The 25,688-nt window shown below is 58.5% G+C and carries 33 protein-coding genes; 12 read left to right on the forward strand and 21 right to left on the reverse strand.

Annotation, left to right across the window (positions count from 1 at the left end):
- Positions 1 to 64 precede the first annotated feature (64 nt).
- Together ACR0LY_RS11540 and era are read right to left on the reverse strand one after the other, a co-directional pair.
- The gene (locus ACR0LY_RS11540; protein WP_170350375.1) at positions 65 to 394 is read right to left on the reverse strand and encodes a DUF1491 family protein; all 330 of its coding nucleotides are present in this window, start codon (positions 392 to 394) and stop codon (positions 65 to 67) included.
- Complete coding sequence (gene era / locus ACR0LY_RS11545; protein ID WP_170350374.1) at positions 391 to 1,299, reverse strand: GTPase Era; 909 nt, start codon at positions 1,297 to 1,299, stop codon at positions 391 to 393. Before era ends, ACR0LY_RS11540 begins: the two co-directional genes overlap by 4 nt.
- Before the next feature lie 157 nt (positions 1,300 to 1,456).
- On the opposite strand from era, the gene ACR0LY_RS11550 reads away from it, so the two are divergent.
- A complete protein-coding gene (locus ACR0LY_RS11550) occupies positions 1,457 to 2,833 on the forward strand; it encodes a multicopper oxidase family protein (RefSeq protein ID WP_170350373.1) in 1,377 nt (458 codons plus the stop codon).
- A 62-nt stretch (positions 2,834 to 2,895) separates the two neighbouring features.
- Here ACR0LY_RS11550 and rnc read toward each other — a convergent pair whose 3' ends face one another.
- The 9 genes from rnc to folK form a co-directional block, all read right to left on the reverse strand.
- On the reverse strand, positions 2,896 to 3,576 hold the full coding sequence (rnc, locus tag ACR0LY_RS11555) for a ribonuclease III (RefSeq protein WP_170350372.1): 681 nt from the start codon (positions 3,574 to 3,576) through the stop codon (positions 2,896 to 2,898).
- Positions 3,573 to 4,409: a signal peptidase I gene (gene lepB, locus ACR0LY_RS11560; RefSeq protein ID WP_170350371.1), complete on the reverse strand. Its 837-nt coding sequence runs from the start codon at positions 4,407 to 4,409 to the stop codon at positions 3,573 to 3,575. The genes rnc and lepB overlap by 4 nt, the downstream gene beginning before the upstream one ends.
- A gap of 57 nt (positions 4,410 to 4,466) precedes the next feature.
- The gene (acpS, locus tag ACR0LY_RS11565) at positions 4,467 to 4,886 is read right to left on the reverse strand and encodes a holo-ACP synthase (RefSeq protein ID WP_170350370.1); all 420 of its coding nucleotides are present in this window, start codon (positions 4,884 to 4,886) and stop codon (positions 4,467 to 4,469) included.
- Position 4,887: 1 nt separating this feature from the next.
- Positions 4,888 to 5,865, reverse strand: a complete 978-nt coding sequence (locus ACR0LY_RS11570; RefSeq protein WP_170350369.1) for an NADPH:quinone reductase — start codon at positions 5,863 to 5,865, stop codon at positions 4,888 to 4,890.
- 39 nt (positions 5,866 to 5,904) lie between these two features.
- Positions 5,905 to 6,651, reverse strand: coding sequence for a pyridoxine 5'-phosphate synthase (locus tag ACR0LY_RS11575; RefSeq protein WP_170350368.1), 747 nt, complete (start codon positions 6,649 to 6,651; stop codon positions 5,905 to 5,907).
- The gene (locus ACR0LY_RS11580) at positions 6,644 to 7,342 is read right to left on the reverse strand and encodes a DUF2062 domain-containing protein (protein ID WP_170360028.1); all 699 of its coding nucleotides are present in this window, start codon (positions 7,340 to 7,342) and stop codon (positions 6,644 to 6,646) included. The genes ACR0LY_RS11575 and ACR0LY_RS11580 overlap by 8 nt, the downstream gene beginning before the upstream one ends.
- A gap of 16 nt (positions 7,343 to 7,358) precedes the next feature.
- On the reverse strand, positions 7,359 to 9,491 hold the full coding sequence (locus ACR0LY_RS11585) for a RelA/SpoT family protein (RefSeq protein ID WP_170350366.1): 2,133 nt from the start codon (positions 9,489 to 9,491) through the stop codon (positions 7,359 to 7,361).
- 26 nt (positions 9,492 to 9,517) lie between these two features.
- Complete coding sequence (gene rpoZ, locus ACR0LY_RS11590) at positions 9,518 to 9,871, reverse strand: DNA-directed RNA polymerase subunit omega (RefSeq protein ID WP_170350365.1); 354 nt, start codon at positions 9,869 to 9,871, stop codon at positions 9,518 to 9,520.
- A gap of 95 nt (positions 9,872 to 9,966) precedes the next feature.
- Positions 9,967 to 10,548, reverse strand: a complete 582-nt coding sequence (gene folK / locus ACR0LY_RS11595; RefSeq protein ID WP_170350431.1) for a 2-amino-4-hydroxy-6-hydroxymethyldihydropteridine diphosphokinase — start codon at positions 10,546 to 10,548, stop codon at positions 9,967 to 9,969.
- A gap of 128 nt (positions 10,549 to 10,676) precedes the next feature.
- Here folK and ACR0LY_RS11600 point away from each other — a divergent pair, with 128 nt between their 5' ends.
- The 6 genes from ACR0LY_RS11600 (at position 10,677) to ACR0LY_RS11625 (ending at position 14,505) form a co-directional block, all read left to right on the forward strand.
- Positions 10,677 to 11,252 carry a LabA-like NYN domain-containing protein gene (locus tag ACR0LY_RS11600; RefSeq protein ID WP_058283597.1) on the forward strand — a complete coding sequence of 192 codons (576 nt, stop codon included), beginning with the start codon at positions 10,677 to 10,679 and terminating at the stop codon, positions 11,250 to 11,252.
- 192 nt (positions 11,253 to 11,444) lie between these two features.
- Positions 11,445 to 12,395: a 4-hydroxy-3-methylbut-2-enyl diphosphate reductase gene (gene ispH, locus ACR0LY_RS11605; protein ID WP_170350364.1), complete on the forward strand. Its 951-nt coding sequence runs from the start codon at positions 11,445 to 11,447 to the stop codon at positions 12,393 to 12,395.
- Complete coding sequence (locus ACR0LY_RS11610; protein ID WP_170350363.1) at positions 12,392 to 12,844, forward strand: DUF3429 domain-containing protein; 453 nt, start codon at positions 12,392 to 12,394, stop codon at positions 12,842 to 12,844. The genes ispH and ACR0LY_RS11610 overlap by 4 nt, the downstream gene beginning before the upstream one ends.
- Positions 12,841 to 13,425: a class I SAM-dependent DNA methyltransferase gene (locus ACR0LY_RS11615; protein ID WP_170350362.1), complete on the forward strand. Its 585-nt coding sequence runs from the start codon at positions 12,841 to 12,843 to the stop codon at positions 13,423 to 13,425. The genes ACR0LY_RS11610 and ACR0LY_RS11615 overlap by 4 nt, the downstream gene beginning before the upstream one ends.
- The gene (gene rnhA, locus ACR0LY_RS11620; protein WP_170350361.1) at positions 13,418 to 13,885 is read left to right on the forward strand and encodes a ribonuclease HI; all 468 of its coding nucleotides are present in this window, start codon (positions 13,418 to 13,420) and stop codon (positions 13,883 to 13,885) included. The genes ACR0LY_RS11615 and rnhA overlap by 8 nt, the downstream gene beginning before the upstream one ends.
- Positions 13,882 to 14,505 (forward strand): trimeric intracellular cation channel family protein, encoded by a 624-nt coding sequence (locus tag ACR0LY_RS11625; protein WP_170350360.1) that lies wholly within the window; start codon positions 13,882 to 13,884, stop codon positions 14,503 to 14,505. The genes rnhA and ACR0LY_RS11625 overlap by 4 nt, the downstream gene beginning before the upstream one ends.
- On the opposite strand, the gene speB is transcribed toward ACR0LY_RS11625, so the two are convergent.
- The 6 genes from speB to def (ACR0LY_RS11655) form a co-directional block, all read right to left on the reverse strand.
- A complete protein-coding gene (speB, locus tag ACR0LY_RS11630) occupies positions 14,502 to 15,323 on the reverse strand; it encodes an agmatinase (RefSeq protein ID WP_170350359.1) in 822 nt (273 codons plus the stop codon). The genes ACR0LY_RS11625 and speB overlap by 4 nt on opposite strands.
- Positions 15,324 to 15,386: 63 nt before the next feature.
- Positions 15,387 to 15,623, reverse strand: a complete 237-nt coding sequence (locus ACR0LY_RS11635; RefSeq protein WP_170350358.1) for a GlsB/YeaQ/YmgE family stress response membrane protein — start codon at positions 15,621 to 15,623, stop codon at positions 15,387 to 15,389.
- A gap of 1 nt (position 15,624) precedes the next feature.
- On the reverse strand, positions 15,625 to 15,861 hold the full coding sequence (locus tag ACR0LY_RS11640) for a hypothetical protein (RefSeq protein WP_170350357.1): 237 nt from the start codon (positions 15,859 to 15,861) through the stop codon (positions 15,625 to 15,627).
- A 5-nt stretch (positions 15,862 to 15,866) separates the two neighbouring features.
- Positions 15,867 to 16,781, reverse strand: coding sequence for a methionyl-tRNA formyltransferase (gene fmt / locus ACR0LY_RS11645; protein ID WP_170350356.1), 915 nt, complete (start codon positions 16,779 to 16,781; stop codon positions 15,867 to 15,869).
- A gap of 2 nt (positions 16,782 to 16,783) precedes the next feature.
- A complete protein-coding gene (gene def, locus ACR0LY_RS11650; protein WP_170350355.1) occupies positions 16,784 to 17,278 on the reverse strand; it encodes a peptide deformylase in 495 nt (164 codons plus the stop codon).
- Positions 17,275 to 17,793 (reverse strand): peptide deformylase, encoded by a 519-nt coding sequence (def, locus tag ACR0LY_RS11655; protein WP_170350354.1) that lies wholly within the window; start codon positions 17,791 to 17,793, stop codon positions 17,275 to 17,277. Before def (ACR0LY_RS11655) ends, def (ACR0LY_RS11650) begins: the two co-directional genes overlap by 4 nt.
- Before the next feature lie 94 nt (positions 17,794 to 17,887).
- Here def (ACR0LY_RS11655) and ACR0LY_RS11660 point away from each other — a divergent pair, with 94 nt between their 5' ends.
- Positions 17,888 to 19,060 carry a MalY/PatB family protein gene (locus ACR0LY_RS11660; protein WP_170350353.1) on the forward strand — a complete coding sequence of 391 codons (1,173 nt, stop codon included), beginning with the start codon at positions 17,888 to 17,890 and terminating at the stop codon, positions 19,058 to 19,060.
- Between the two features lie 148 nt (positions 19,061 to 19,208).
- On the opposite strand, the gene ACR0LY_RS11665 is transcribed toward ACR0LY_RS11660, so the two are convergent.
- Entirely contained in the window at positions 19,209 to 19,562 is a 354-nt protein-coding gene (locus tag ACR0LY_RS11665) for a hypothetical protein (protein ID WP_170350352.1), read from the reverse strand.
- A gap of 213 nt (positions 19,563 to 19,775) precedes the next feature.
- Between ACR0LY_RS11665 and ACR0LY_RS11670 the strand changes: the two genes are divergently transcribed.
- Positions 19,776 to 20,765, forward strand: coding sequence for a glutathione S-transferase family protein (locus ACR0LY_RS11670; protein ID WP_170350351.1), 990 nt, complete (start codon positions 19,776 to 19,778; stop codon positions 20,763 to 20,765).
- Here the strand turns inward: ACR0LY_RS11670 and ACR0LY_RS11675 are convergent.
- Entirely contained in the window at positions 20,747 to 21,109 is a 363-nt protein-coding gene (locus ACR0LY_RS11675; RefSeq protein WP_170350350.1) for a response regulator transcription factor, read from the reverse strand. The two genes, ACR0LY_RS11670 and ACR0LY_RS11675, sit on opposite strands and share 19 nt — an antisense overlap.
- A gap of 184 nt (positions 21,110 to 21,293) precedes the next feature.
- On the opposite strand from ACR0LY_RS11675, the gene ACR0LY_RS11680 reads away from it, so the two are divergent.
- From ACR0LY_RS11680 to ACR0LY_RS11690, 3 genes are read left to right on the forward strand one after another with little or no spacing between them, the layout of a single operon-like run.
- Positions 21,294 to 22,259: a threonine-phosphate decarboxylase gene (locus tag ACR0LY_RS11680; protein ID WP_170350349.1), complete on the forward strand. Its 966-nt coding sequence runs from the start codon at positions 21,294 to 21,296 to the stop codon at positions 22,257 to 22,259.
- Positions 22,256 to 23,176, forward strand: a complete 921-nt coding sequence (gene cbiB / locus ACR0LY_RS11685) for an adenosylcobinamide-phosphate synthase CbiB (RefSeq protein WP_170350348.1) — start codon at positions 22,256 to 22,258, stop codon at positions 23,174 to 23,176. Before ACR0LY_RS11680 ends, cbiB begins: the two co-directional genes overlap by 4 nt.
- 11 nt (positions 23,177 to 23,187) lie before the next feature.
- On the forward strand, positions 23,188 to 24,351 hold the full coding sequence (locus ACR0LY_RS11690; protein ID WP_170350347.1) for a lytic murein transglycosylase: 1,164 nt from the start codon (positions 23,188 to 23,190) through the stop codon (positions 24,349 to 24,351).
- Between the two features lie 12 nt (positions 24,352 to 24,363).
- Here the strand turns inward: ACR0LY_RS11690 and ACR0LY_RS11695 are convergent, their stop codons facing one another.
- Together ACR0LY_RS11695 and ACR0LY_RS11700 are read right to left on the reverse strand one after the other, a co-directional pair.
- Positions 24,364 to 25,161: a class II glutamine amidotransferase gene (locus ACR0LY_RS11695; protein WP_170350346.1), complete on the reverse strand. Its 798-nt coding sequence runs from the start codon at positions 25,159 to 25,161 to the stop codon at positions 24,364 to 24,366.
- A gap of 131 nt (positions 25,162 to 25,292) precedes the next feature.
- A complete protein-coding gene (locus ACR0LY_RS11700) occupies positions 25,293 to 25,643 on the reverse strand; it encodes a hypothetical protein (RefSeq protein WP_170350345.1) in 351 nt (116 codons plus the stop codon).
- Between the last annotated feature and the right edge of the window lie 45 nt (positions 25,644 to 25,688).

Consider the following 25,688-nt stretch of genomic DNA (forward strand, 5'->3'; position numbering starts at 1 on the left):
TGTGCAGGGTGTAACGCAAAATAGAAATAGATTGTTAGACTTTGTCCGCCAGACCAAGCTGCAGTTAATCCAGCCCTTCTTCTCCAAGAAGATGCCGCCCCTGCCGGTCTTCTACCTCGATCACCCAAAGATCGGGGTCAAAGCTGCGCTGGCGTCGGATGGCTTCATCCACGTCCATTTCCGCACCGCTAGAGAGTTCAACCCATTTACGCTCACCACTCATCAGATCAAAGCTGCGTTGGAAGGCCACGGCCCGCCCGTCCAGAGTGTTCAGCTTAACCAGCACAGCGCCGGCCGTGTCGTCCCCGTGGGCCACTACGTAGGCCGGAATGTCCTGAAACCGCAGCCGCGCCAGATAGGCGTGGACCCAGAAATCAGCCGTCAGGCGCGTCATGCGTTGCCGTCTTTGAAATCCAGCCCCATTTCCGAATAGCGCTCGGATTCTTCCAGCCAGTTCGGGCGCACCTTGACCTGCAGGAACAGATGAACCTTGCGGTCGAGGAACTCTTCCAGCTCGGCCCGCGCTGCCTGGCTGACGGCCTTGATGGTCTCGCCGCGTTTGCCCAGCACAATACCTTTGTGACCGTCGCGCATGACATAGATGACCTGATCGATCTTGGCGGACCCATCCTTGCGTTCCTCCCAGTTCTCGGTCTCGACGGTCAACTGGTAGGGCAGTTCCTGATGCAGGCGCAGGGTCAGTTTCTCGCGCGTCATCTCGGCGGCGATCATGCGCATCGGAAGATCGGCAATCTGATCTTCGGGATACAGCCAAGGTCCTTCGGGCAGTTCTGCGGCCAGCCACTTACGCAGATCGTCCACACCATAGCCGCGCTCGGCCGAGATCATGAAAGTTTCGGCAAAAGGATAGCGCGCGTTCAGATCGCTGGTCAGCGCCAGCAGTTTCTCGGACGGAACCTTGTCAATCTTGTTGATGGCCAGCGCGATGGTACGGCCCTGCCCGATCTCTTCCAGACCTTCGAGGATGCGTTCGACCCCTTCGGTGATGCCGCGATGCGCCTCAACCATCAGCACCACCACATCAGCATCCGCAGCCCCGCCCCAGGCGGCCGCGACCATGGCGCGATCCAGACGACGGCGGGGTTTGAACAGGCCGGGCGTGTCAACGAATACCAGTTGCGCATCCCCTTCCATCGCCACACCACGAATGCGGGCGCGGGTGGTTTGCACCTTATGCGTCACGATCGAGACCTTAGCCCCGACCATGCGGTTCAGAAGGGTGGATTTGCCTGCGTTGGGCTCTCCGATCAGGGCGATAAATCCGGCGCGTGTGGTCATGTGTGATGCGATCCTGTTTGCAAGTGCGCACCCCTATAGCAGAAAGGCCTCGCGGGCCAGAGGCATTTGTCGCATTGCGGCCATGCGGTCGGGATGGCATCACCGGATCACGCCACGCCAATAACAGCCAGGCAATCCTTCTTTTCATGAGGCTGAAATGAACCGTCGCGAGTTTCTTTTGGGCAGTGGTGCCACTGCCGGGGCGTTAGGACTGGGATGCATTGGTTTAGCGGCAGGTGCGCAAGAGTTGGTCGTCCAACCCGCCAGCTTTGCCCTGCGCGATCAGGTCACCACCGGTATGGTCAGCCTGTCGCCCGACGCGCCGCCTCCGGTTTTACATGGCAAACAGGGTGAGGTGATGCGCCTGCCGGTGCGCAATACCCTGCCTGATTATACGGCGATGCATTGGCACGGGCTGCGTATTCCGAATGACATGGACGGGGTGCCTTATCTGACCCAAATGCCGATTGGACCGGGTGAGGTGTTTGACTATGAATTCACGCCTCCAGATGCGGGCACCTATTGGTATCACCCTCATTGCATGACGATGGAACAGATGGCCCATGGTCTGACCGGAGTGCTGGTGATCGCCGAGGCCGCAGATCCCGGTTTTGACAGCGAGCAGGTGATCAACCTGCGTGATTTCCGCCTGAATGATGACGGGTCGTTCCTGCCTGCCTACACCGCGCGCGGGGCCGCAAGGGCGGGAACCTTTGGTAATGTGCAAACGGTGAATTGGCTGGATGGGCCGGTTTATGATCACGTCGCAGGCAGCCTTGTGCGTTTGCGCGTGGTAAACACGGACACAACCCGCATCTACAAGGTGCATCTGAACGGTGCCGAAGCCCGAATTATCGCATGGGACGGTCATCCGGTCGAAGTTGACTTTCCATTGCCCAGTGCCGATGACCCCTTGCTGATTGGACCCGGACAGCGTGTGGATTTTGCTTTGAAAATGCCACTAGGCGAGGGTCAGACTGTCGATCTGATGGCCAAGTTTCCTGGACAGCCGAATCGCTCTATGACCCGTTTGCGTGCAGTGGGTGCGCCCGTCTCGCGCGAACTGCGCGAGCTGCGCCCCCTACCCGTGAACCCCACAACAAAACCGGATCTGGCGAATGCCGAATTGCACGAATTTGTCTTTGGCTGGACACCCGAAGGAGGCGAACCGACCAATGGGTTTTGTGGCTCTCTGGGGTATAACTTCTGGTCGATCAACCGAAGGCCTTGGCCGGGGGATGCGGCGAAAGGGGTTGGTCCGTTGGCCACGCTGCAACGAGGTAAAAGTTATGTTTTGCGATTGCGTAACGAGTCACCGAACCTGCATCCGATCCACCTGCATGGGTTGGCTTTTGTACCGATAAAATCGAACCTTCGCCCGTTACCACCATTGCTGACCGACACGATGTTGCTGTTGAAAGATGAGGTGGTCGAGATCGCGTTGGTCGCCGACAACCCGGGCGACTGGGCGTTTCATTGCCACGTGATCGAGCATCAGAAAACCGGGCTAACCGGATATATTCGGGTGGATTGAGGTTCAGTTTGACCACACCAATACGGGCGAAAGGGGGCTTGCCCCCTGCCCAAGACCACAATCTACTTAGGTAGGTTTTCCAACAGCGATTTGGCTGCGGCCTGTTCTGCCTGACGTTTTGAACCTGCGGTTGCCTGAGCCTCGGTGCCGTCTTGCAGTCGAGCGGCAATCGTGAAGACGGGGGCGTGATCCGGGCCGCTGCGCTTGATCTCGACATAAGACGGCGGCTTTTGGCCCCGCGCCTGCGCCCATTCCTGCAACGAGGTTTTGGCGTCCCGCGCATCAGCTTCGACCGTGTGGATACGATCGCCCCAAAGCGCCAGAATTACATCCCGCGCCGCTTCGAACCCGGCATCGCGATAGATCGCGGCAATGACCGCCTCCATCGCGTCGCCCAGCAGGGCCTGTTTACGACGGCCGCCAGACATCATTTCAGACCGGCCCAGTTTCAACACCGCGCCCAGATCGATCTGACGGGCCACGTCAGCGCACGCCTCCTTGCGGACCAGCGCATTGAAGCGGGGGGCAAGTTGGCCTTCGGATGCCTTCTTGTCGGCCTCAAGCAGAGCCGTCGCCATGACCAAGCCCAGAACGCGGTCGCCCAGGAACTCCAGCCGCTGGTTATCAGGCCGGGTCGCCGAAGAGACCGATCCATGAGTCAACGCGCGCACCAGCAGTTCGGGGTCTGCGAACTCATACCCCAATCGCTGCTCAAACGCTTTTATCTCGGCGGAAAGCTTCAATTGATCGCCTTGAAGAAGCGGTCACCACGCCAGGTCCAGAAGAACAGCATCGACCGACCCGCGGACGAGAACATGATCCGATCAGCACGACCAATCAGGTTTTCATAAGGAACATACCCCACGCCTCCGGCGGACTGTGGCAAGCGGCTGTCGCTGGAATTGTCGCGGTTGTCACCCATGAAGAAATAGTGGCCTTCGGGCACAGTATAAATGCCGGTATTGTCCGAACCCTGATCGGTGATGTTCAGCACGTCGTAAGAGACCCCGTTGGGCAAGGTTTCGATCAGACGGCTCTTTTCGCAGACACCGCCAATGCCGACAGGCCCGTTCTCGCAGCGCGGGCGCAGGCCTTGCGGGCCTTGAGGTTCGGCGGTTTCGGTAAAGACGCCGTCGGGTTGTTGCGGCACTGGTGTACCGTTCAAGATGATCTGCCCCTCACGGACCTGAACGCGATCCCCCGGCAGGCCGATCAGCCGCTTGATATAGTCGCGCCCGGTGACGGGATGACGGAAAACGATGACGTCGCCGCGCTCGGGCTCACCACCCCAAATGCGCGTGTTGTCACCTTTCATCCAACCGCAAATATCTTCCGCATCGACGTTCAAGCCGACGCTGGGAATAATCAGGCTTGGGCACGAGGCATAAGAATAGCCATAGGCCATTTTATTGACGAACAGGAAGTCCCCGATCAGCAACGTCTGTTTCATCGAGCCGGAGGGAATCCAGAACGGCTGAAAGAACAGGGTACGGAAAACACCCGCGATCAATAGGGCATAGACGATGGTTTTGATCGTCTCCCACACGGGATTTCCGGTTTTGACGTCCTCGGCCATACTGCTCTCCGGTCCTTTGGTTGTTGGGGTGCTACATGCGGGGCCGACGGGGGCAAGTCAAGGCTGCGTGGCGTTATCTTGAAGTGGTCGGGCCTCGATCACCACGAAGGCCTGTGCCCAAGGGTGGTCGTCTGTCAGAGTGACATGGATGATGGCTTCATGGCCCTCAGGCGTCATCTCTTTCAGACGTTCGGCGGCCCAACCGGTGACATGCATGACAGGTTGGCCTGTACGCAGGTTAGTGACCGCCATATCCTTCCACGCGATACCCATGCGCAGGCCGGTGCCCAGCGCCTTGGAACATGCCTCTTTCGCGGCCCAGCGTTTGGCATAGGTCCCGGCCGTATCGGCGCGGCGCTCGGCCTTGGTCTGTTCAGTATCGGTGAAAACACGATTGCGGAACCGGTCGCCAAACCGGTCGAGCGTACCCTGAATGCGTTCGATATTTGCGAGGTCTGTGCCGATGCCAAGGATCACATCAGACCTCCAGAACCACGGTGCCCAGTTTGTCACCGGCTTCAACCATTTGGTGGGCTGCCGCTGCGTTGGCTAAATGCCCGCCTGGCACTACTGCATGGTTCAATGCCCCCTGCTTCAACCATTCACTCAGTTGAGCTTCGCCCCTGCGCCGAGCAACAGCATCCAGTTGATAAACAATCAACATATGCAAGCGGATGTTCTTGAACATGAAACCGTAGAAATCGAGCTCTGGTCGCATTTGCGACACGGAAGAATAACTTGCGATGGTACCACCCGGCCGGATTAGTGCCAGAGACGCATCCTGATTTGCCGCAAAGTCCACTTCGACAATACGATCAACGCCCGCGCCGTCTGTCATATCCAATACAGTCTCAGCCACGTTTTGGGTGCGGTAATTCACAAATTCCTTTGCACCAGAGTGCACTGCTTTTTTCTGCGTACTGATCGTGGTGATAACCCGAGCCCCGCCAAGAGCGGCCATTTGGCAGGCGTAACGCCCCACAGTACCCGCCCCGCCGGTCACCAGGATAGTTTTGTCAGCGATCGGCCCGTCAGCATACAAGGCATACCATGCGGTCATTGCCGGAATCCCAAAACACGCACCTTCGGCGAAACTGGTAATGTCAGGAAGAGTAACGGCCTGCTCTGACGGTAAAGCGATATACTCAGCAGCGGTTCCGAACGCGCGTTGCCACTGGCCATTCCAGATCCAGACCCTTTCACCAACCCGGGACGGATCGACACCTGAGCCAACGGACACAATTACTCCGGCACCATCCGAATGTGGAATGACAAGCGGGTGCTGCATGACCGCCCCGGGCCGCGCACCACCACGCAACTTAACATCCGACGGATTGATTCCGGTGGCTTTGATCTGAACCACAACTTCACCCAGCCCAGCCACCGGATCGGGCATATCAATCAGTTCAAGCACGTCCTCTGCTGGACCAAAGTTACGATATGCAATTGCTTTCATTACATTACCCCACCTTCCGACCTTGGTTACACAACACGATCACCCCCGCGCTTCATCCATCAACCGGCGCATTTCGGCAATCGCAGGGGTGAGGCCGCGAAAGATTGATTCACCGATCAGAAAGTGACCGATATTCAACTCGCGTACCTCGGGGAACGCGGCGATGGGTTGCACCGTGTCGTAGGTCAGGCCGTGTCCCGCGTGAACCTCCAGCCCCAGCGAGTGGGCATAGGCGGACATCTCGCGCAGTGATTCCATTTCACGCGTAGCCTCGTCCATGCGGCCCTCGGCGTGGGCATCGCAATAGGCGCCGGTGTGCAGTTCGATCACTTCGGCGCCGATGCGGTGGGCCGCTTCGATCTGGCGCTGATCGGCTGCAATAAAGATCGACACCCGACACCCCGCCTTGCGCAAAGGGGCGATATAATGGGCCAGCTTGTTTTCCTCGCGCGCGACCTCAAGCCCACCTTCGGTGGTCCGCTCTTCGCGTTTTTCGGGAACGATGCAAACCGCGTGCGGTTTGTGGCGCAGGGCGATCTGCTGCATTTCGGGTGTGGCGGCCATTTCAAAATTCAACGGCACCGACAGAACCTCCATCAGCCCATCGATATCAGCGTCCGAGATATGGCGGCGATCTTCGCGTAGGTGAGCAGTGATGCCGTCGGCACCGGCCTCTTCGGCCAACTTGGCCGCGCGCAAAGGGTCAGGATAAGCCCCGCCACGTGCGTTGCGCACGGTGGCCACGTGGTCGATATTCACGCCCAGACGCAGGTGTTTGTCAGACATCGCTTGATTCCTTTCCCGAATTCCGGCCCGAGCCTAGAGGGTTTGCTACCGGAACGGCAGCCTTGGTTTCGGCCAAACGCTTGATTTCATCGAATTTCGCCTTGATCCGGGCGCGGCGGCGCTGCTGATAGGTGCGTACCACCGGCAGGCTGAGATAATAGCAGATGTACCCGGCAATCAGCCCGGGGAAGATGCCGCCAATCAAGTAGGGAAAGAAAACCTCATCATAAAACACACTTAGCCCGCGCCAATCGGCATCGCGGCCCGTGAACATCGCCATGAAGTTGTTCTTCAGGTCACTCAACGCCTTGAAGAAGCTGTCCATCAAGCCGTGGGTTTCTTCCTCTTCAAAGTCGTCACCCAAAAGGAAATGGCCCGTTTGTAGGCAGACGACCCCGATGGGCACATAAGTCAGAGGGTTGCCAAAGAAGGTACCGCTGAGCGATGCCAGCAAATTGCCGTTGAAAATCCGGCTAAGCAGGGCCGCGATAAAGAAGTGGAACCCATAAAACGGCGTGAACGCCGTGAACACGCCCACCCCGACACCACGCGCGATACGCTCAGGTGAATCGGGCAGCCGCCGGATGCGGTGTTTGACGTAATGAAAGGCACGGGTCCAGCCGCCGCGCGGATAGATGAATTCCGAAGCGATCTGAATGGGCGAGCGTCGGTCTCGGCGCTTGAAAACCACTCCTGATCACCCCTTCTCAGCCTGCCGCAACTGCGGTTTTTTCCCGATCCCGATGCCGCTCGACCGCGGCAACGTCGCTTTCAGCCTCAAGCATCAACATCAGCGAATGCAACTGTTCAAGGTCACGCAGTTCGACAGAGATCAAAAGACGGTAAAAATCTGGTTTGCGGTCAACGAATTCCAGGTTCGAGATATTGGCCTTTTTCTCACCGATCAACGTACAGATACGCCCCAACACCCCAGCGTCATTGCCGATGGTCAGGTCCAGCGTCACCCCATAAACTGCCGGGTGTGTGCCCGAATGCCAGTGCAAGTCGACCCATCGATCCGGTTCGCTTTCATAGTCGGACAAGCGATCGCAATCGATGGCATGAACCACCACGCCCTTGCCGCGAAAAGTGATGCCGACGATGCGTTCGCCCGGCAACGGCTGGCAACAGGGCGCGCGGTCGAATTTCTGCCCAGGCTCCAGACCAATCACAGCACGACGAGGGGAAATGGCGTCGCCATCGTCTTGGGTCAGCTCCGGGTAAACGGCGCTGACTACATCATGTGCTGTTAGCTCAGCGCTGCCGAGGCGGGCCAGCAGCTCGTGCCGGTCTTTCAGACGCAGGTGCTTGGCTGCGGTGTCCAGCGCCTTGTCGGTGGCCTTGCGCCCGACATGATCAAACCCTGAACGTGCGAGTTCTTTGCCCAGTTTGATGAACCGTTCACGATCCACCTCGCGCAGGGCGCGACGGATGGCCGTGCGGGCCTTGCCGGTAACTGCGATTTCAAGCCATGTGACCTGTGGGGTTTGCCCATCCGCAGTAATCACGTCCACCGATTGCCCGTTCTTGATCCGGGTCCACAGCGGCACACGGATACCGTCCACCTTGGCCCCGACGCACGCATGGCCGATCCTTGTGTGGATGGCATAAGCAAAATCAATCGGCGTCGCGCCGCGCGGCAGTTTCACCACATCACCCTTGGGCGTGAAGCAGAACACCTGGTCCGAATACATCTCAAGCTTGACGGCTTCGAGGAAATCTTCGTGATCATCCTCGCTGTCGAACTGTTCGGTCAGATTGGCAATCCACTTGGCGGGATCGACTGCAAACGGGTTTTCCGACCGCACACCATCGCGATACGACCAGTGCGCCGCAACACCGGTTTCGGCCACGTCATGCATCTGACGGGTGCGAATCTGAACCTCGACCCGTTTGCCATCACGCCCTGACACCGTCGTGTGAATCGAGCGATATCCGTTCGATTTCGGCTGGCTGATGTAATCCTTGAACCTTCCCGGCACCGCGCGCCAGCGCTGGTGGATAGCGCCAAGGGTACGGTAACAGTCTTCTTCGGTCTGGGTGATGATGCGGAAGCCATAGATGTCGGACAGGCGTGAAAACCCCTGATCCTTTTCCTGCATCTTGCGCCAGATCGAATAAGGTTTTTTGGCACGGCCAAACACTTCTGCCTCGATCCCGGCCTTTTCAAGCTCGTGCCGCATATCGCCGGTGATGCGGTGGATCACATCGCCAGTTTCCCGTTGCAGAGTAATAAAGCGGCGGATGATAGATTGGCGGCCTTCAGGGTTCAGCACTCGGAAGGCGAGGTCTTCCAGTTCCTCGCGCATCCACTGCATACCCATCCGTCCCGCAAGTGGCGCGTAGATATCCATCGTCTCGCGCGCCTTGACCACCTGCTTTTCCGGACGCATCGCTTTGATGGTGCGCATGTTGTGCAAACGGTCGGCAAGCTTGACCAGAATAACCCGCAGGTCCTTGGACATAGCCATGAACAGTTTGCGGAAATTCTCGGCCTGTTTGGTCTCACGGCTGGACAGCTGCAGATTGGTCAGCTTGGTGACGCCATCGACCAGCTTGGCGACCTCATCCCCGAACAGCTCGGACACTTTGCCATAGCTGGCCTTGGTATCCTCGATCGTGTCGTGCAGCAGCGCTGTGATAATTGTCGCATCGTCCAGACGCTGTTCGGTCAGGATGGCGGCAACGGCAACGGGATGGGTGAAATAGGGTTCGCCGGAATGGCGGAACTGACCGTCATGCATCTGCATCCCGAACTCATAAGCCCGGGCGATGCGGTCGGCATTGGTTTTGGGATTATAGTTGCGGACCAGCGCAATCAGGTCTTCAGCAGAAATCATCCGGTCCGCACCTTCGTGTTTGGGGGTTACCCCTGGCCTTGAGCCTCCATCAGAGCGCGCAGCAGCTTCTCTTCCGACATGTCATCCTCGACCGGTTTGTCCGATTCCGCACCCATCAGCAGAGCCATCTGATCTTCTTCTGGCTCATCCACCTCGATCTGGGTCTGGTTGGCTTCGATCAGACGCTCGCGCAGCTCGTCGGCACCTTGGGTTTCGTCCGCGATCTCGCGCAGCGACACAACAGGGTTCTTGTCGTTGTCACGGTCGACGGTGATCGATGCACCGGCGGAAATCTCGCGCGCACGATGGGCGGCAAGCATCACCAGTTCAAACCGGTTTGGAACCTTGTCTACGCAATCTTCAACCGTCACGCGGGCCATGGGGCGCTCTCCGTTACTGAATCCATGTCAGGAAGACGTTTATCTAAGGGCGAATCCCCGCCTTGACAAGCACGAAATGGCGTCAATTGCACCATTCACAGAGGGGTTACAGCCTCGACATCCTCGGTAGGCAGACTTGCGACCATCTCGGTGACGGTCCGACCAAGCACCGGGTGCCGCCAATCAGGGGCTACATCCGCCATCGGAACCAACACGAATGCCCGGTCCTGCAGGCGCGGATGCGGCAAGATCAATTGCTTGGGCGCCTGCTGTTTCTGCGCCTCGGGCGGCAGGTTAAGCCAATGGTCGTATTCAGCAGGATCCGGCAGTATAAGATCGTCATAAAAGACCAGATCCAGATCCAATGTCCGCATGCCCCACCGTTGCACCCGCTCGCGGCCAAATTCGTGTTCGATCTCATGCAGTAATTGCAGAACCTCGGCCGGGGTCTTTTCAGTCTCGATCAATGCAGCCGCATTGACGTAATCCGGCCCAGCTCCGGCAGGGAAACAAGGGGTCTCGAAAAAGCGGCTGACGGCGCGAATCACCACCCCCTGACGCAAAATCGCGTCAATAGCCCTTTGAAGTGTCACCTTGGGCCCAGATGATCTCAAATTGAGATTCGCACCCAGTGCAATCACTGATTCTGACAAAGATTTGCTCCTACTACTCGCTATATTCGGTGAATTGCATGGTTGCGATACATGATAAAAGCCCTAATTATAGGCATATCAGCGCGCCGCCTATTTTCTAGCTCACTCACCTAATCATCCGGCGTTCTGGTTAGTACCGGAAGGATCTATTTATGTTTTATAAAGACGAACGGCTAGCGCTGTTCATCGACGGCTCGAATCTTTATGCGGCCGCAAAAGCACTGGGGTTTGACATCGACTATAAATTGCTGCGCCAGGAGTTCATGCGCCGCGGCAAGATGCTTCGTGCTTTCTACTACACAGCGCTATTGGAAAATGACGAGTATTCGCCGATCCGTCCCTTGGTTGACTGGCTGCATTACAACGGCTTCACGATGGTGACCAAACCGGCAAAAGAATACACCGACAGCATGGGGCGTCGGAAAGTCAAAGGGAACATGGACATCGAATTGACCGTTGATGCCATGGAACTTGCACCGCGCGTTGATCATATCGTGCTGTTTTCGGGCGATGGGGATTTCCGCCCGCTGATTGCCAGCCTTCAGCGCCAGGGCGTGCGTGTTTCGGTTGTTTCGACCATCCGCAGCCAGCCGCCGATGATTTCGGACGAGCTGCGTCGCCAGGCCGACAATTTCATCGAACTGGAAGACTTGCGCGATGTGATCGGGCGGCCTCCGCGCGAAATGCCGATGGAGCCACGCAGCGTTGCGGCTGCAGGCGGGCAATAAGCACCGGCCACCTATCAAACCGGGGAAAGTAATCGGCGCGGTCAGTGTCTCAATCCTGACCGCGCCTTTTTTAACAATGAACAGGTGCTGAAACATCTATTGGCTAGCACCGATTCATGTCAGGGAAATGACAAGCTCCTGTCTGGACCAAGGCCGGGAAAAGACTTACCTGTGGCCTAAGGAGACCGTGACATGACTAAGCCACCCCTGACTCTTTACCTTGCTGCCCCGCGCGGATTCTGCGCCGGTGTCGACCGCGCCATCAAGATCGTCGAGATGGCGCTGCAGAAATGGGGCGCGCCGGTCTATGTGCGCCACGAGATCGTGCATAACAAATTCGTCGTCGACGGATTGCGCGCGCAGGGTGCCGTGTTCGTCGAAGAACTGGACGAATGCCCCGACGACCGTCCGGTAATCTTCTCAGCCCACGGTGTGCCAAAATCCGTCCCCGCGACCGCGGCACAGCGCGAGATGATCTATGTCGACGCAACCTGCCCGCTGGTATCCAAGGTCCATGTCGAGGCCCAGCGCCACGCCGAGTCCGGGTTGCAAATGATCATGATCGGTCACAAAGGCCATCCCGAAACCGTCGGCACCATGGGTCAGCTGCCCGAGGGTGAGGTTCTGCTGGTAGAAACCGTCGAGGATGTGGCCACCGTACAGGTGCGCGATCCGGGCAAACTGGCTTTTGTCACCCAGACCACCCTGTCGGTGGATGACACCAAGGACATCATCGCCGCGCTAGAACAACGGTTCCCGGCCATCGTTGGACCGCACAAGGAAGACATCTGCTACGCCACCACCAATCGGCAAGAGGCCGTCAAGGCCGTAGCCCCGAAGTCGGATGCCTTGCTGGTTGTCGGCGCGCCGAATTCCTCGAATTCGCGCCGCCTGGTTGAGGTCGCCTCGCGCGCGGGCTGCAATTACGCGCAGCTGGTGCAACGCGCGACCGAGATCGACTGGCGCGCGCTCGAAGGTATCTCGTCGGTTGCGATCACCGCCGGGGCGTCGGCTCCCGAAGTGCTGGTCAATGAAGTGATCGACGCCTTCCGCGCCCACTATGACGTGACCGTCGAGCTGGTCGAAACCGCTACGGAAAACGTCGAGTTCAAAGTGCCCCGCGTGCTGAGAGAACCTGCATGAGGGGCATACCAACGGCCCCGCTTTTTCTTGGACTGGCGGGGCTGATCCCGTTTATCTGGGGCGCGCTGACTTATCTGAACGATGATCTGCATAGTTGGGGTACGCAGATGTTTGGCTCGCGTTTCGTCGGGCCCTATGTACAGCTGTTCTATGGCTCGGTGATCCTGAGCTTTATGTCCGGCGTTTTGTGGGGATTCGCCACCAAAACCTCGGGCGGCAAGGCGGCGACATGTTATGCCCTGTCGGTTCTACCCGCGCTATGGGCGTTCTTTAAAACCGGGGGCGGTCCTGTCAGCACCGGCACCAATCTGATGTACGGTTTTGCCGGGTTGTTGGTACTGGATGCCATCTTTGCCTATTGGCGGCTGACCCCAACCTGGTGGCTGCGGTTGCGAGTCATGTTGACCGCCGTCGTGTTGGTCTGCCTCGCCGTAGGAGTATACCTGTGACCGACGATAAAACGATCAACGCCTATACGACACGGGTGGCGGAGTACCTGCAAATCCCCCTGCCCCCGGAACAGATCGAGGCCCGCCTGGCCTTTACCGAGGCCGTTGGCAGTGGCCACATTCTGGATCTGGGCTCGGGCCCGGGTTCAGACAGCGCCTTTTTCATGCGCGAGGGCATGACCGTCCGCGCACTGGACGCAACCCCTGCCTTCGTCGAACACGCGCGGGAAAATGGTGTCGACGCGCATCTGGGCACGTTTGACGATGTGACCGAGGTGGACGCCTATGACGGCATCTATGCCAGCTTTTCCCTGCTGCACGCCCCCCGAACAGATTTCTCGCGCCACCTGGCGGCCATTCACCGGGCAATGAAGCCCGAGGGCATCTTTTTCCTCGGCCTGAAGCTGGGCACGGGCGAACACCGCGACGATCTGGATCGCTACTACACCTATTTCTCACAGACCGAGATCGAGGCTGCGCTGGAACAAACCGGGTTCACCATCGACCGGATCACCACCGGTATGGGAACGGGTCTGGCCGGGTCTTATGACGGGTTCATTCTGGTGCTGGCCCATGCCTGAACTGTTTGCCTATACCGACGGAGCCTGTTCCGGCAATCCCGGACCCGGCGGCTGGGGCGTGTTGCTGCGCGCAATGGATGGCGACAAAGTCCTGAAAGAGCGCGAGTTGAAGGGCGGAGAGGCCGAGACCACCAACAACCGCATGGAACTGCTAGCCGCGATCAATGCGCTAGAGGCGCTGGATCGCGCCTCGACAATCACCGTCATAACCGACAGTGCCTATGTAAAGAATGGTGTGACGGGGTGGATTTTCGGATGGAAGCGGAACGGCTGGAAGACCTCGAACAAAAAACCGGTCAAGAATGTCGATCTGTGGCAGCGGTTGGATGAGGCCCAGACCCGGCATGATGTGATCTGGGAATGGGTCAAGGGTCACGCGGGCCATCCCGAAAATGAAAAAGCCGATGAGCTAGCCCGCGCCGGCATGGCACCGTTCAAGCCCCAAAAGGCCAAATCGTGAACGGTCTGGCCCTGCTGGACTATGCCTCGGTTCTTGTCTTTGCCCTGACCGGTGCCTTGGTGGCCAGCCGAGCGCAGCTGGATTTGGTGGGCTTTGCCTTCATCGCCTGCCTGACGGCAGTAGGCGGTGGCACTGTGCGCGACGTTCTTTTGAACCGGCATCCGGTATTCTGGATTGGGCAACCCGACTATATCCTGATCGCCGTAGCTGCAGCGGTGCTGGTGTTTTTCACCGCACACCTCGTTGAAAGCCGTTATAACTGGCTGATCTGGCTGGACAGTTTTGCCCTGTCTATTGCGGTCGCGGCTGGAACAGGTGCGGCGCTGTCGTTGGGGCAGTCCGGCACCATTGTGGTTTTGATGGGTGTCTGCACCGGATGCTTGGGCGGGCTGATGCGCGATGTGGTTTGCAACGAGGTACCGCTGGTTTTGAAACAGGGAGAGCTTTACGTTTCATGCGCTTTCGCGGGTGCTGTGACCGCCGTGATCGCACACCGTCTTGGGGTCGACGAGCTTGTGACGCTGGCGACCTGCGCGCTGATCTGCTGGGCCTTGCGGGCGGGGTCATTACTGTTCGGCTGGAGACTGCCCGCTTACAAAAGCCGCCCGCCCCGCCATTAACGCGACAACAACCGCGCGCCAATTTCCTTGACGAATTTCGCCGCCACCATTGCGGTCATTCCGTAGGGATCGCGATGGGGGTTCAACTCGACGATATCCGCACCAACAAGCTGACCTTCGAACCGGTGGATCAGATTGATCACCTCACGCGTACTCAACCCGCCGGGTTCATGGTGCGACACGCCGGGCGCAAAAGCCGGGTCCAGCGCGTCCAGATCTAACGACAAATAGACCGGGCCGTCAAAACGGATATCCAAATCAGGGCGCCAGTTGCGCATGTCGATGACCTCGACCCCGAACTTGTCGGCCTGTTCCTGCTGGTGTTTGTTCATGGTGCGGATGCCCACCTGCACAAGACGATTGATCTGACAGGTTTCCATCACCCGCGCGAACGGGCAACCGTGGCCCAAAGGGCCGATCTGCTGGCTTTCATACAGGTCAGGATGCGAGTCGATATGCAGGATGTTCAGCCCCTCATACCGCTCAGAATGCGCCTTGATCAGCGGATAAGCGACCGAGTGGTCCCCGCCCAGTGACAACAGCCGCGCACCGGTTGCGATGCGGGCGGCAGCGCCCTTTTCGATCCGGTCGATGGGTTCCTGCCCGATCATCTCGAACACCTCCAGGTCGCCGGTATCCTTGAAGCGGTCCGTCGCGCCCAGATCGGTTCCATCCTCGGCTGTCAGATTGGCGGCCCCGGAATGCAGCGCTTCGCGGATACGACCCGGTGCAAAGGCAGGTCCTTGCAGAAAAGACGAATGCAAATCCAGCGGCACTCCCATCAGAGCGACGTCACCGGAATTCAGGTTATGTGGCATGAGGCACCTTTCAGGTTGGATATTCCGGCGATCTGGCTGGCATCCTGCCCAAACGTCAAGAGGTTAGCGGCGTAGATAGGTCTGCCAGATCCAGATCACCAACAATGCGCCCAGTACCGCGCCCACAAAGCCCGACAGCCAACCTGCCACTGTAATAAAAAAGCGCAATAGGAACCCACTCACCAGCGCACCCATGATTCCGATCAGCATGGTCGTTGGTATGTTTGCCTCAATCCGCATCAACCGGGTGGCCAGAAATCCGGCAGCGGCACCGATGACGATCAGGGCAATGACGGGCACGTTACTTCCTCCAATGCGTTGGCACGATAATCAGCGCACCAATGGACGACAGAACTGCGTTCAGACCGGGCGAGCCAAAACTGATACCGAACATGATGCGGACAAAATAGAACAGAAACGCCCCGCCCACGCAAATGATGATCGAGGGCAGGTATCCGTTATGGGTAAACCCGGTCTTCTCGGCCAGATAGCCCACGATACCGGCAATCACGACGGTGCCCATCAAGACCATGAACATTTGTCTTACTCCGTGTTCAGGCGGGTTCCGGCTGCGACCGGCCATCCTCGCAGGAAGGTTTTCGTATCCTGTGCCCCTTTTCCTGCTCGCTGCAAGCGCAACAGGTCAATCGCCCCATCACCGCAGGCCACGCGTAGCGCGTCGTTCAGAACCTCTCCGGGCGCGCCCTGTCCCTCGGCCAGTTTCGAGGCCAGCAGCTTGACCCGATCGCCTCCGATCAGAGTCCACGCACCGGGAAAGGGTGACAGGCCACGTATCTGGCGATCTACCTCGACCGCCGGGCGGGTCCAGTCGACCCGCGCCTCAGCCTTGTCGATCTTCGAGGCATAAGTCACGCCATCCTCGGGCTGACGCTCGGGCGTTAGTTCGGGCAGACGGGCCAGAGCCTTTACGATCAGATCAGCCCCCATCGGTGCTAGACGATCATGCAGTTGCGCCGTGGTTTCCTGCGGCCCGATATCAGTGGCCTGCCGCAAAAGGACGGGGCCGGTGTCCAAACCGGCCTCCATCTGCATGATACAGATGCCGGTTTCCGCATCGCCTGACATGATCGCCCGATGGATCGGAGCCGCCCCGCGCCAGCGTGGCAACAGGCTGGCGTGAATATTCAGGCAGCCTTGCGCCGGGGCGTCCAAAATGGGTTGAGGCAACAACAGCCCGTAGGCCACCACTACGGCCACATCAGCGTTCAGTGCGGCAAAGGCATCCTGTTCCTCAGGCGACTTTAGTGAAACCGGATGGCGGACAGTCAGGCCCAACGCCTCGGCCCGGGCATGCACGGGCGTTGGGCGGTCTTTCTTGCCCCGCCCGGCCGGACGCGGAGGTTGGCAATAGACTGCGGCGATCTCATGCCCGGCCTCAACCAGCGCATCCAGAACTGGGACCGAAAAATCGGGCGTGCCCATGAAAATGACGCGCATTACTACCCCTGTTTCTTGGCTTTGCGCAGCAGCATGTCGCGTTTGACCTTGCTGAGACGATCAAAATACATCCGACCGTTCAGATGATCGAGTTGATGCTGCACGCTGGTGGCCTCGATCCCGACAAAGTCGCGGCGGTCGATCATACCCTGTTCGTTCAGAAACCGGACCGTCACCGCACGCGGGCGTTTCACCTTGGCCGAGACGCCGGGCAGATTCGGACTGGCCTCTTCGTGTTCTCGCAATTCGATAGAGCTGTGCAGAATTTCGGGATTTGCCAGACGTACTGCACGGCCCCGCTCGGTCGATCCGTCAACGACCGCCAAGCGCAGCATCACACCGATCTGCGGGGCGGCGAGGCCAACGCCAGGAATGGCCTCCATCGTGTCGATCATGTCATCCCAGATAGCACGAATTTCGTCGGTTACTTCAGACACATCCTCGGCCTTGGTCCGCAGACGTTTGTCCGGCCAGGGCAGGCAGGTGTGGACGGTCACGCGCGGGCCTGTTCGCGTTTGAGTTTCTGCATCTTACGAGTGATCATCTGACGTTTCAGCGGCTTGAGATAATCAATGAACAGCTTACCGTTCAGATGATCGATCTCGTGCTGCACACAGGTTGCCCAGAGCCCATCGAACGTCTCTTTCTGCAAGTTCCCGTCGCGATCCATCCACGTCACCTCCACCACTTTCGGGCGCGTCACCTCGGCGAACTGCTCAGGGATCGACAGGCACCCTTCTTCATAGACGTTAGTCTCGTCTGACGAAGTGATGACCTCAGGGTTGAACATGATCAGAGGGCGTGGCGTCTCGCCTTCTTCCTTGATGCAGTCCATCACGATCAGCCTGTCCAGCACGCCGATCTGCGGTGCGGCCAGCCCGATGCCGGGCGCATCATACATCGTCTCAAGCATGTCGTCGGCCAGTTTGCGTAGTTCGTCCGACAGGTCGGTCACCGGGGCGCAGACCTTTTTCAGACGGGGGTCGGGATGGATCAAAATATTACGCTTCATGGGGTTGATTTAGGCCATCCCGCCCCCCGCCGCAACGCCCCCCTTGCACCTGCGGGAATTGTAGCTAGCTTTCCTGCGGACAGATGGAGCAGACATGACTTTCAACGACCTGATCGACCGCCGGGGCACCAACAGCTCAAAATGGGACAAGATGGAAAAGCTGTACGGTGTCTCGCCACAAGATGGGCTGGCCATGTGGACCGCCGATTCCGATTATGCCACCGCGCCTTGCGTAATCGAGGCTGTCCGGGATGCCGCCGATCACGGGGCCTTTGGCTATACCTGGGAACACCCGCAATATCTGGCCGCTGTACAGTGGTGGATGCAGAACCGTCACGATTGGGCGATTGACACCGATTGGGTGCTGACCTCGCAAGGGTTGGGCAATGCAATTGCCCTGTGCCTGGATGTCTGGACCCAGCCGGAGGATGGTGTTGTCATCTTTACCCCGGTCTATCACGAGTTTGCTCATAAGATTAACACCGCTGGGCGGCGCGTGGTGGAATGCCCGCTGGCGCGGCAAGGCGACAGCTATGGCATTGATCTTGAGGATGCACAGTCACGGCTGGACGGGTCTGAAAAACTGTTGATGTGGTGCTCACCGCAAAACCCGTCGGGTCGGGTCTGGAGCCCCGAGGAGCTGCGGGCCGTCGCCGCCTTTGCCGAGCGCAACGGGTTGATCCTTGTGTCGGATGAAATTCACCAGGATCTGGTCTATTCCGGTCATACCTTCGTGCCGATGGACAAGGCCGCGCCCGAGGCACGCCCCTGGACCGTGACGCTGACTGCGGCGTCAAAGACGTTCAACATCGCAGGGCAGCGGACCGGCAACATGATCATCCCCGATGACAAGCTGCGCGCCACTATGCGGCATCGGCTGAAAACGTTGGACTATGCGCCCAGCGCCTTAGGCGTGGCCATGATCACTGCGGCCTATTCACCGGAAGGCGCGGCCTGGGCGGATACGCAGGTGGCGCACCTGGACGGCAACCGCAAACTATTTGACGCCGCCATCGCCGAAATACCGGGTCTGTGGTCAATGCCCCTGCAGGCCACCTATCTGGCCTGGGTCGATTTCTCGGGCACCGGGATGGATCACGACGAGTTTGTTCGACGTCTGCGCGAGGACGCCCGGATTGCCACCTCCTCCGGCCCCGGATTCGGCGCTGGCGGAGAGACTTTCGAACGGTTCAATCTGGCCACCCAGCGCAGCCGCGTCGAGGAAGCCTGCGCGCGCCTGAAACGCGCGTTTGGCGACCTTCAATAGCGTCGCGCAAGATTGAGCTATTGATCCTGCTTGTCGTACTGGCTGCTGCGGCGTGGATTAGCTGGCACAGATTAGACCTGCGCACGCCCGCGCCGCATTGGTGCCGCAAGCAACCAAACCGATTACATCCTGTTCGAAAAATCCGTCCCTAGTCTTTGTGCCCTAGCAAAGCAATCGGCGCGTCGGGTGCGCGGTAGAAATCCAGCGGGGCCTTGTCGGCCGCGGCCGTACTACGCTTAAAATCATACCGCATCTCACCGGCCTCTTCATCATCGGCGATGATCAGGCATTGATACAAATGGCGCGCACCGTCGTAGATATCGACCAATCCACGCAATTGCGGTGTCGTAGCGGCCTCAACCGTAAAGCCATCCTTCCACAATCTGAGTATTTTGAACGTATTGTCGTCAACTTCGACACGAAGGCGGCTGGTTTTCTTCAACCCCGCGATTCGCGCCGCGTCCAATTCTGCGCTTATTTCCTTTGAAACATAGGTACTCATAACAACTATTCCCCCGGCAATGGATTCCATTGTGACGGCTCAACTGTAAAAATCCAGTGAAGGCCGTCACATAGCGCCATGCGCTGACGATCTGTTGCTGGGAAATCATCGCATGCCCTGTGCGCAGACGCAGAGCCAGTGCGCGACCCTTCACGTGTCAAGGCTGTGTTCAACACCCTATGTTTGTCGAAACGCACAAGCGGAGGATACGCAATGGGCCTGTTGGTCGACGGCAAATGGCATGACACATGGTATGACACCGAATCTACTGGCGGCGCCTTCAAACGCAGCGCCGCGCAGTTTCGCAATTGGCTGACCGCAGATGGCAGCGCAGGGCCGTCCGGCAAGGACGGTTTCAAGGCGGAACCGGATCGCTATCACCTCTATGTCAGCCACGCCTGCCCCTGGGCACACCGCACACTGATCTTTCGCGAACTAAAAGGGCTGAGCGATCTGGTTTCCGTCTCGGTGGTGCATCCAGACATGCTGGACAAGGGATGGACCTTTGAAACTGACGACCACGGTGCAACCGGCGACACCCTTTATGGATTCGATTACGCCCATCAAATCTATACCAAGGCTGATCCAGCTTATTCGGGACGTGTCACTGTGCCGATCCTGTGGGACAAGCAACAACAGACCATCGTTTCGAACGAAAGTTCGGAAATCATCCGTATGTTCAATACGGCCTTTGACGGCATTACCGGCAACACCGATAACTACTGGCCCGAGGCGATGCGGGACGAGATCGAAGAGGTCAACGCCCGCATCTATTCCGACATCAACAATGGGGTCTACAAATCCGGTTTTGCCACCACGCAACAGGCCTATGACGCCGCCGTGCATCCCCTGTTCGACACACTGGACTGGCTTGAAGATCGCCTTGCCCGAAACCGGTACCTGATGGGCGATCAGGTGACTGAAGCAGATTGGCGGCTGTTCACCACCCTGATCCGGTTTGATCCGGTCTATCATCTGCATTTCAAATGCAACAAGCGGCGGCTGATCGACTGTCCGAACCTGTGGGCCTACACACGCGAGCTATATCAATGGCCCGGTGTCGCACAGACGGTAAATATGAACCATATCGTGCGCCACTATCACTACAGCCACGAAACAATCAATCCGAGCCGGATCATCCCAGTGAACCCATCCTTGGATTATCTGCACCCCCACGGGCGCGGTCAGCGACCCGCCGCGTAATGCTCGACCATCGCCGCCAGATCCTCTGGCGGCGTTGCGCTTTGCACATAGGCGCAGGCATTCGGGCTGTGGGCAAAGATCGAACCGTCCGAGAAAAAGGTGGTGTTTGTGACAAAGATCACCCGCGCCTCGGGGCGGCGATAGCTGGCAAAATCGGCCACGGCCAGCGCGCTGCCGGTTTCAAGCACCAGATCCAGCACGATGATATCGAACTCCTGACCATACAGCGCCAGAATCGCTGCCTCCTGCCCGGCCACCAGCGTCACTTCGGTGCCGTGCCGTTCAAGATGCCTTTTCCAGACCCGACCAAGGTCGGGGTTACTCTCAACAATCAAAACATTCATTTGCGACAACCTCGGCCCAAAAAAGAGTGAATGGTGCCGACCCCCCGTGAATTGTGATCACGCTTATTCCTTAACAAAGCGTTAACGACGTTGCCGCAAGGCCCGGAACTTGCGGATTCGCTTGTGTAAACGGCAAAAATCCGCTTGAAACGGGCCGAAACAGGCGATTCCAGCGAGAAACCCCATGGCAAGCCCTACCGAGAATTTGAACCCACGCGCCGCACGCGACCATGGCGGAGGGCTGGACGGGGCCATCGCATCTTATGGCGGCACGCGCACCGATTGGGTGGACCTGTCCACCGGGATAAATCCTCACCCCTATCAGGTGTCTGGACTGATCCCTTCAGACTGGGCTGAGTTGCCGGATCATGGTGCCTTCGAGCGCCTGACTGAGGCCGCCCGCCAGTTCTGGGCAGTGCCCAATGGGGCCGCAATCCTGCCCGCGCCCGGCGCATCGGCGGTGATCTCCCGCATTCCGGCGCTGGCCGCCCGTGGTCGGGTTCAGATCACAACGCCCACTTACAACGAACATGCCGCCGCCTTCGCCGCGCAAGGCTGGACCGTTCAACCCAACGGCCCAGCCGACGCCCGTGTCATCGTGCATCCCAACAACCCCGATGGCCGGATTTGGTCCGAGGCGGATGCAGACGCCCCGCTGACCGTGATCGACGAGAGCTTTTGCGATATCAGCCCCGGTGTTTCACTGATCCATCTGGCCGCGCGCCCCGGTGTGATCGTGCTGAAAAGCTTTGGCAAGTTCTGGGGGCTTGCCGGGCTGCGGCTGGGGTTTGCCATCGGTCATCCTGACCTGATCGCCCGGCTGAACGACCTGACGGGGCCTTGGTCCGTGTCCGGTCCTGCCCTGCGGATCGGAGAGCAGGCTTTGCGGGACGTTGACTGGGCCAGTTCCACCCGTCAGCACCTGACCGTCGAGTCTGACCGGCTGGATCGATTACTGATCAACAAAGGAGCCACCCTGGTCGGGGGCACTTCGCTGTTTCGCCTCTACACCGTCGACAACGCAACCCAATGGCAGGACCGTCTGGCCCGCGCCCATATCTGGAGCCGCGTCTTCCCCTATTCCCAGACCTACTTGCGGGTTGGCCTGCCCCCAGCGGATGGATGGAGCAGGTTAGAGGCCGCACTGTGAGCATCACTTTCATGCTGGTCTGCGCCATGTGTCTGGACGCGGCATTGGGTGAGCCGAACTGGCTCTGGTCGCGCGTTCGCCACCCGGCAGTCGTGATGGGCAACATCATCGGGTGGTTGGACAAGCACCTGAACCACGGCGCGCAGCGGCGAATGAAAGGCGTCGCAGTAGTGATATTGCTGGTCGTTGGCGCATTGATCCTTGGACGTTTGCTGGCACTGCTAGGACCAGTCGCTGAGATCATACTCTGTGCCATCCTGCTGGCGCAGAAATCGCTGGTGTCGCATGTGCGCGATGTGGGCGAAGGGCTGCGCGTCTCCTTGGCCGAGGGCCGCGCCAAGGTCGCGATGATCGTGTCCCGCGACACTCGCGACATGACCGAGGCGCAGGTTGCCCGCTCTGCGATCGAAAGCGCGGCTGAGAACCTCAGCGACGGGGTCATCGCACCTGCTTTCTGGTTCCTGCTCGCCGGGTTGCCGGGGTTGCTGATTTACAAGGCTATCAACACCGCCGACAGTATGATCGGCTACCGCACCGAAAAGTACCGCGACTTTGGCTGGGCCGCCGCCCGACTGGACGACATGCTGAACCTGATCCCCGCGCGCCTGACCTGCCTGATAATCGTGGCACTGTCCCGCCAATGGGAACGCTGGCCTGACATGGTGGCGGATGCGCGCCGCCATATCTCTCCCAATGCAGGATGGCCCGAGGCCGCCATGGCACGCGCCCTGAACGTGGCCCTTGCGGGCCCGCGCAGCTATGACGGTAAGGTCCGCGATCTAGCCTGGGTGAACGGCGATGCTCCGCGCGAAATCGGCGCGACAGAGGTTTTCCGCGCATGTAACATGCTGTGGACCGTTTGGGGGCTTGCGCTTGGCCTTCTATCGGTGTGGGTTGGGGTCAGCTTTATTCTCTGACGGACCTGCCCATGCGCATTCTCTCTGGCCTTGTTGCCGCCGTTCTGCTCGCCTCGCCCGCCCTTGCCCAATGCGGTGGCGGATTCAATTCCTTCGTCAAAGGGCTGAAGGCTGAGGCCAAACAGCAAGGGTTCGACAAATCCACCGTCAATGCGTTTTTCAACGGCGTACAGCAGGACGGCGCCGTCCTGAAAGCCGACCGCGCGCAGGGTGTGTTTCAGAAACCGTTCATCGACTTCTCACGCCATTTGATCTCGCAAAACCGGATCGACCGGGGTCAGGCCATGTCACGCAAATATGATGCGGTGTTTGATCGGATTGAGCAGGAATACGGCGTCTCACGCGGGGTTCTTTTGGCCTTTTGGGCGTTCGAGACCGACTATGGCGCGTTTCAGGGCGACTTCAACACCCGCAACGCGCTGGTAACACTGGCCCATGATTGCCGCCGCCCCGAACTGTTCCGACCACAGATCTTTGCGGCCATCGAGCTGTACCAACAGGGCAATTTCGAACCGAATCGCACCACCGGTGCCTGGGCTGGTGAGATTGGAATGGTGCAAATGCTGCCTCGCGACATTCTAGAAAACGGTGTCGACGGGGACGGAGATGGCACGGTCTCGTTGAAAACGTCCGCGCCGGACGCGCTGATGTCGGGCGCCAAGATGCTGTCGCACCTGGGCTGGCAGCCGGGGCAGCCGTGGCTGCAAGAGGTGACAGTGCCCGCGCAAATGGACTGGTCGCTGTCCGGCCCGGGCAAACCGCGCCCAGTGTCCGACTGGCAGGCCATGGGTGTCCAGGCCCGCAACGGATCTTTGGCTAACTTGCCCGCATCGCTGATATTGCCGCAGGGCCACAACGGCCCGGCCTTTTTGGCCTATCCGAATTTTGACGTCTATTTCGAATGGAATCAGAGCTTTGTCTACGTTCTAACCGCCGCCTATTTCGGCACACGGCTGGAAGGTGGTCAAATCTATGATGCCGGTAATGCTTCACAGGGGCTTTCAGGCGCACAAATGAAACAGCTACAAAGCAAGCTACAGGCGCGCGGATATGATGTAGGCAAAATCGACGGAATTCTGGGCGCGGGTACACGGGCTGCTGTTCAGGCTGAACAAGCGCGGCTCGGATTACCGGCGGATGCCTGGCCGACGGCCGAATTGCTTGGACGTTTGTGAAACGTTGTTGGATTACGCGCTTTTTGCCGCAAAAAGTGCTCGGCCAGGTTCGAACGCGTGTGAAATGATCTCTGATCCTTCCGTTTCGATTGCAGTGTTCGGCTGAATTTCGACCCAGCCGTCGCTGTCACCATCCAATGGTTCTGATGAGATGATAATACCATCTTTGCAGCGACGGTAATGCAGGCTCGGCGCGTACCGATCCGAAGCATAACGCGCTGCAAATATACGTTCTCCATCTGACCAGCAGGCCGCGAACCTAAGATAGGGTAACACACCGCATCGTCTTGACGCCGCCTCCACTCGCGCGACCGCTCGGGACATTGCTGCTACCGGGTCAGCGTCTAGCCCCTCGCCTTGCGCGATCAGAAAGATCGCTTCGCTTTCTGTTGCGCCAAATCTATACCCATACAGATGTGCTGGGATCATCGCGTCCAGTTCCTGCCGGATCAGATCATGCCCTCCGGCTTGGCCATTGTGCATAAAGCTCCATGCACCGACCCCAAAAGGATGACAGTTGTTCCGAGACGTGGCTGTCCCGGTCGAGGCCCGAACGTGGGCCAGGAAAAGGCGCGATCTGGTATGATGGGTCAATTGCTTAAGGTTTGCGTCCGACCAGGCTGGGTGTGTATCTTTATAAAAACATGGCGTCTCACGATCAGAATACCACGCAAGCCCAAATCCATCAGCATTTACGGGCGTCTTCCCGATCAGCGCGTTGCGGCTCTGAATGACAAGAGATTGCTCTTGATCCAGAACTAATTCATCAAGATACCGCTGCTCGCCGACCCAAGCCAGAAACCGACACATCTGTTCGCCTATTCAAAAATTTTCAGATGTGGCTGGTATATCAACTCATTGAGTAGTTTTTTTCCCAAATTTCCAACTTTTTTGGAATTTCTTCTATCACATGACAACCAGAGTTCACATTTGCCAATCAATTACTCCGGTCGCACCGGATAACGATCGCCCTTTTGATCAATCAGGATCAGTCGTTCGCCGCTGCGCACATACAAATCGCAGCGGTCGAACCCGTTTCTGTACTGGATGCAGACGCTGCCATCCTCGGCGATCGAATAGGTGCCAAAGGCGGATTCACCGCTGGCATAGGTGTAAGAGTAGGCTCCGCCGACTGAGAAACTGGATTGCCCATCATCATAAAAGGTCAGTGTGCGCCCGGCCAGCGCCTCCAGTTCTGTTGGCGTCAGGGGAATATCTCCGGGTTTGGTTGGCCATTCCGCCGCCCATACCGGGCTTGCGATCAGCAGGATAAGGATCAAAAGACGGGTCATACCAACACCCTACCCCGAATGGTGATGAAAAGGGCATAACGTTGC

Source organism: Ruegeria sp. BC5 (assembly GCF_056539205.1).

Bases quoted from the DNA above. Each gene is read 5' to 3' on its own strand.
- ACR0LY_RS11540 (WP_170350375.1), bottom strand. From the start codon at position 394: ATGACGCGCCTGACGGCTGATTTCTGGGTCCACGCCTATCTGGCGCGG.
- era (WP_170350374.1), bottom strand. From the start codon at position 1,299: ATGACCACACGCGCCGGATTTATCGCCCTGATCGGAGAGCCCAACGCA.
- ACR0LY_RS11550 (WP_170350373.1), top strand. From the start codon at position 1,457: ATGAACCGTCGCGAGTTTCTTTTGGGCAGTGGTGCCACTGCCGGGGCG.
- lepB (WP_170350371.1), bottom strand. From the start codon at position 4,409: ATGGCCGAGGACGTCAAAACCGGAAATCCCGTGTGGGAGACGATCAAA.
- ACR0LY_RS11570 (WP_170350369.1), bottom strand. From the start codon at position 5,865: ATGAAAGCAATTGCATATCGTAACTTTGGTCCAGCAGAGGACGTGCTT.
- ACR0LY_RS11575 (WP_170350368.1), bottom strand. From the start codon at position 6,651: ATGTCTGACAAACACCTGCGTCTGGGCGTGAATATCGACCACGTGGCC.
- ACR0LY_RS11585 (WP_170350366.1), bottom strand. From the start codon at position 9,491: ATGATTTCTGCTGAAGACCTGATTGCGCTGGTCCGCAACTATAATCCC.
- rpoZ (WP_170350365.1), bottom strand. From the start codon at position 9,871: ATGGCCCGCGTGACGGTTGAAGATTGCGTAGACAAGGTTCCAAACCGG.
- ACR0LY_RS11600 (WP_058283597.1), top strand. From the start codon at position 10,677: ATGTTTTATAAAGACGAACGGCTAGCGCTGTTCATCGACGGCTCGAAT.
- ispH (WP_170350364.1), top strand. From the start codon at position 11,445: ATGACTAAGCCACCCCTGACTCTTTACCTTGCTGCCCCGCGCGGATTC.
- ACR0LY_RS11610 (WP_170350363.1), top strand. From the start codon at position 12,392: ATGAGGGGCATACCAACGGCCCCGCTTTTTCTTGGACTGGCGGGGCTG.
- rnhA (WP_170350361.1), top strand. From the start codon at position 13,418: ATGCCTGAACTGTTTGCCTATACCGACGGAGCCTGTTCCGGCAATCCC.
- speB (WP_170350359.1), bottom strand. From the start codon at position 15,323: ATGCCACATAACCTGAATTCCGGTGACGTCGCTCTGATGGGAGTGCCG.
- ACR0LY_RS11640 (WP_170350357.1), bottom strand. From the start codon at position 15,861: ATGTTCATGGTCTTGATGGGCACCGTCGTGATTGCCGGTATCGTGGGC.
- fmt (WP_170350356.1), bottom strand. From the start codon at position 16,781: ATGCGCGTCATTTTCATGGGCACGCCCGATTTTTCGGTCCCAGTTCTG.
- def (WP_170350354.1), bottom strand. From the start codon at position 17,793: ATGAAGCGTAATATTTTGATCCATCCCGACCCCCGTCTGAAAAAGGTC.
- ACR0LY_RS11660 (WP_170350353.1), top strand. From the start codon at position 17,888: ATGACTTTCAACGACCTGATCGACCGCCGGGGCACCAACAGCTCAAAA.
- ACR0LY_RS11665 (WP_170350352.1), bottom strand. From the start codon at position 19,562: ATGAGTACCTATGTTTCAAAGGAAATAAGCGCAGAATTGGACGCGGCG.
- ACR0LY_RS11670 (WP_170350351.1), top strand. From the start codon at position 19,776: ATGGGCCTGTTGGTCGACGGCAAATGGCATGACACATGGTATGACACC.
- ACR0LY_RS11675 (WP_170350350.1), bottom strand. From the start codon at position 21,109: ATGAATGTTTTGATTGTTGAGAGTAACCCCGACCTTGGTCGGGTCTGG.
- ACR0LY_RS11680 (WP_170350349.1), top strand. From the start codon at position 21,294: ATGGCAAGCCCTACCGAGAATTTGAACCCACGCGCCGCACGCGACCAT.
- ACR0LY_RS11690 (WP_170350347.1), top strand. From the start codon at position 23,188: ATGCGCATTCTCTCTGGCCTTGTTGCCGCCGTTCTGCTCGCCTCGCCC.
- ACR0LY_RS11695 (WP_170350346.1), bottom strand. From the start codon at position 25,161: ATGTGTCGGTTTCTGGCTTGGGTCGGCGAGCAGCGGTATCTTGATGAA.
- ACR0LY_RS11700 (WP_170350345.1), bottom strand. From the start codon at position 25,643: ATGACCCGTCTTTTGATCCTTATCCTGCTGATCGCAAGCCCGGTATGG.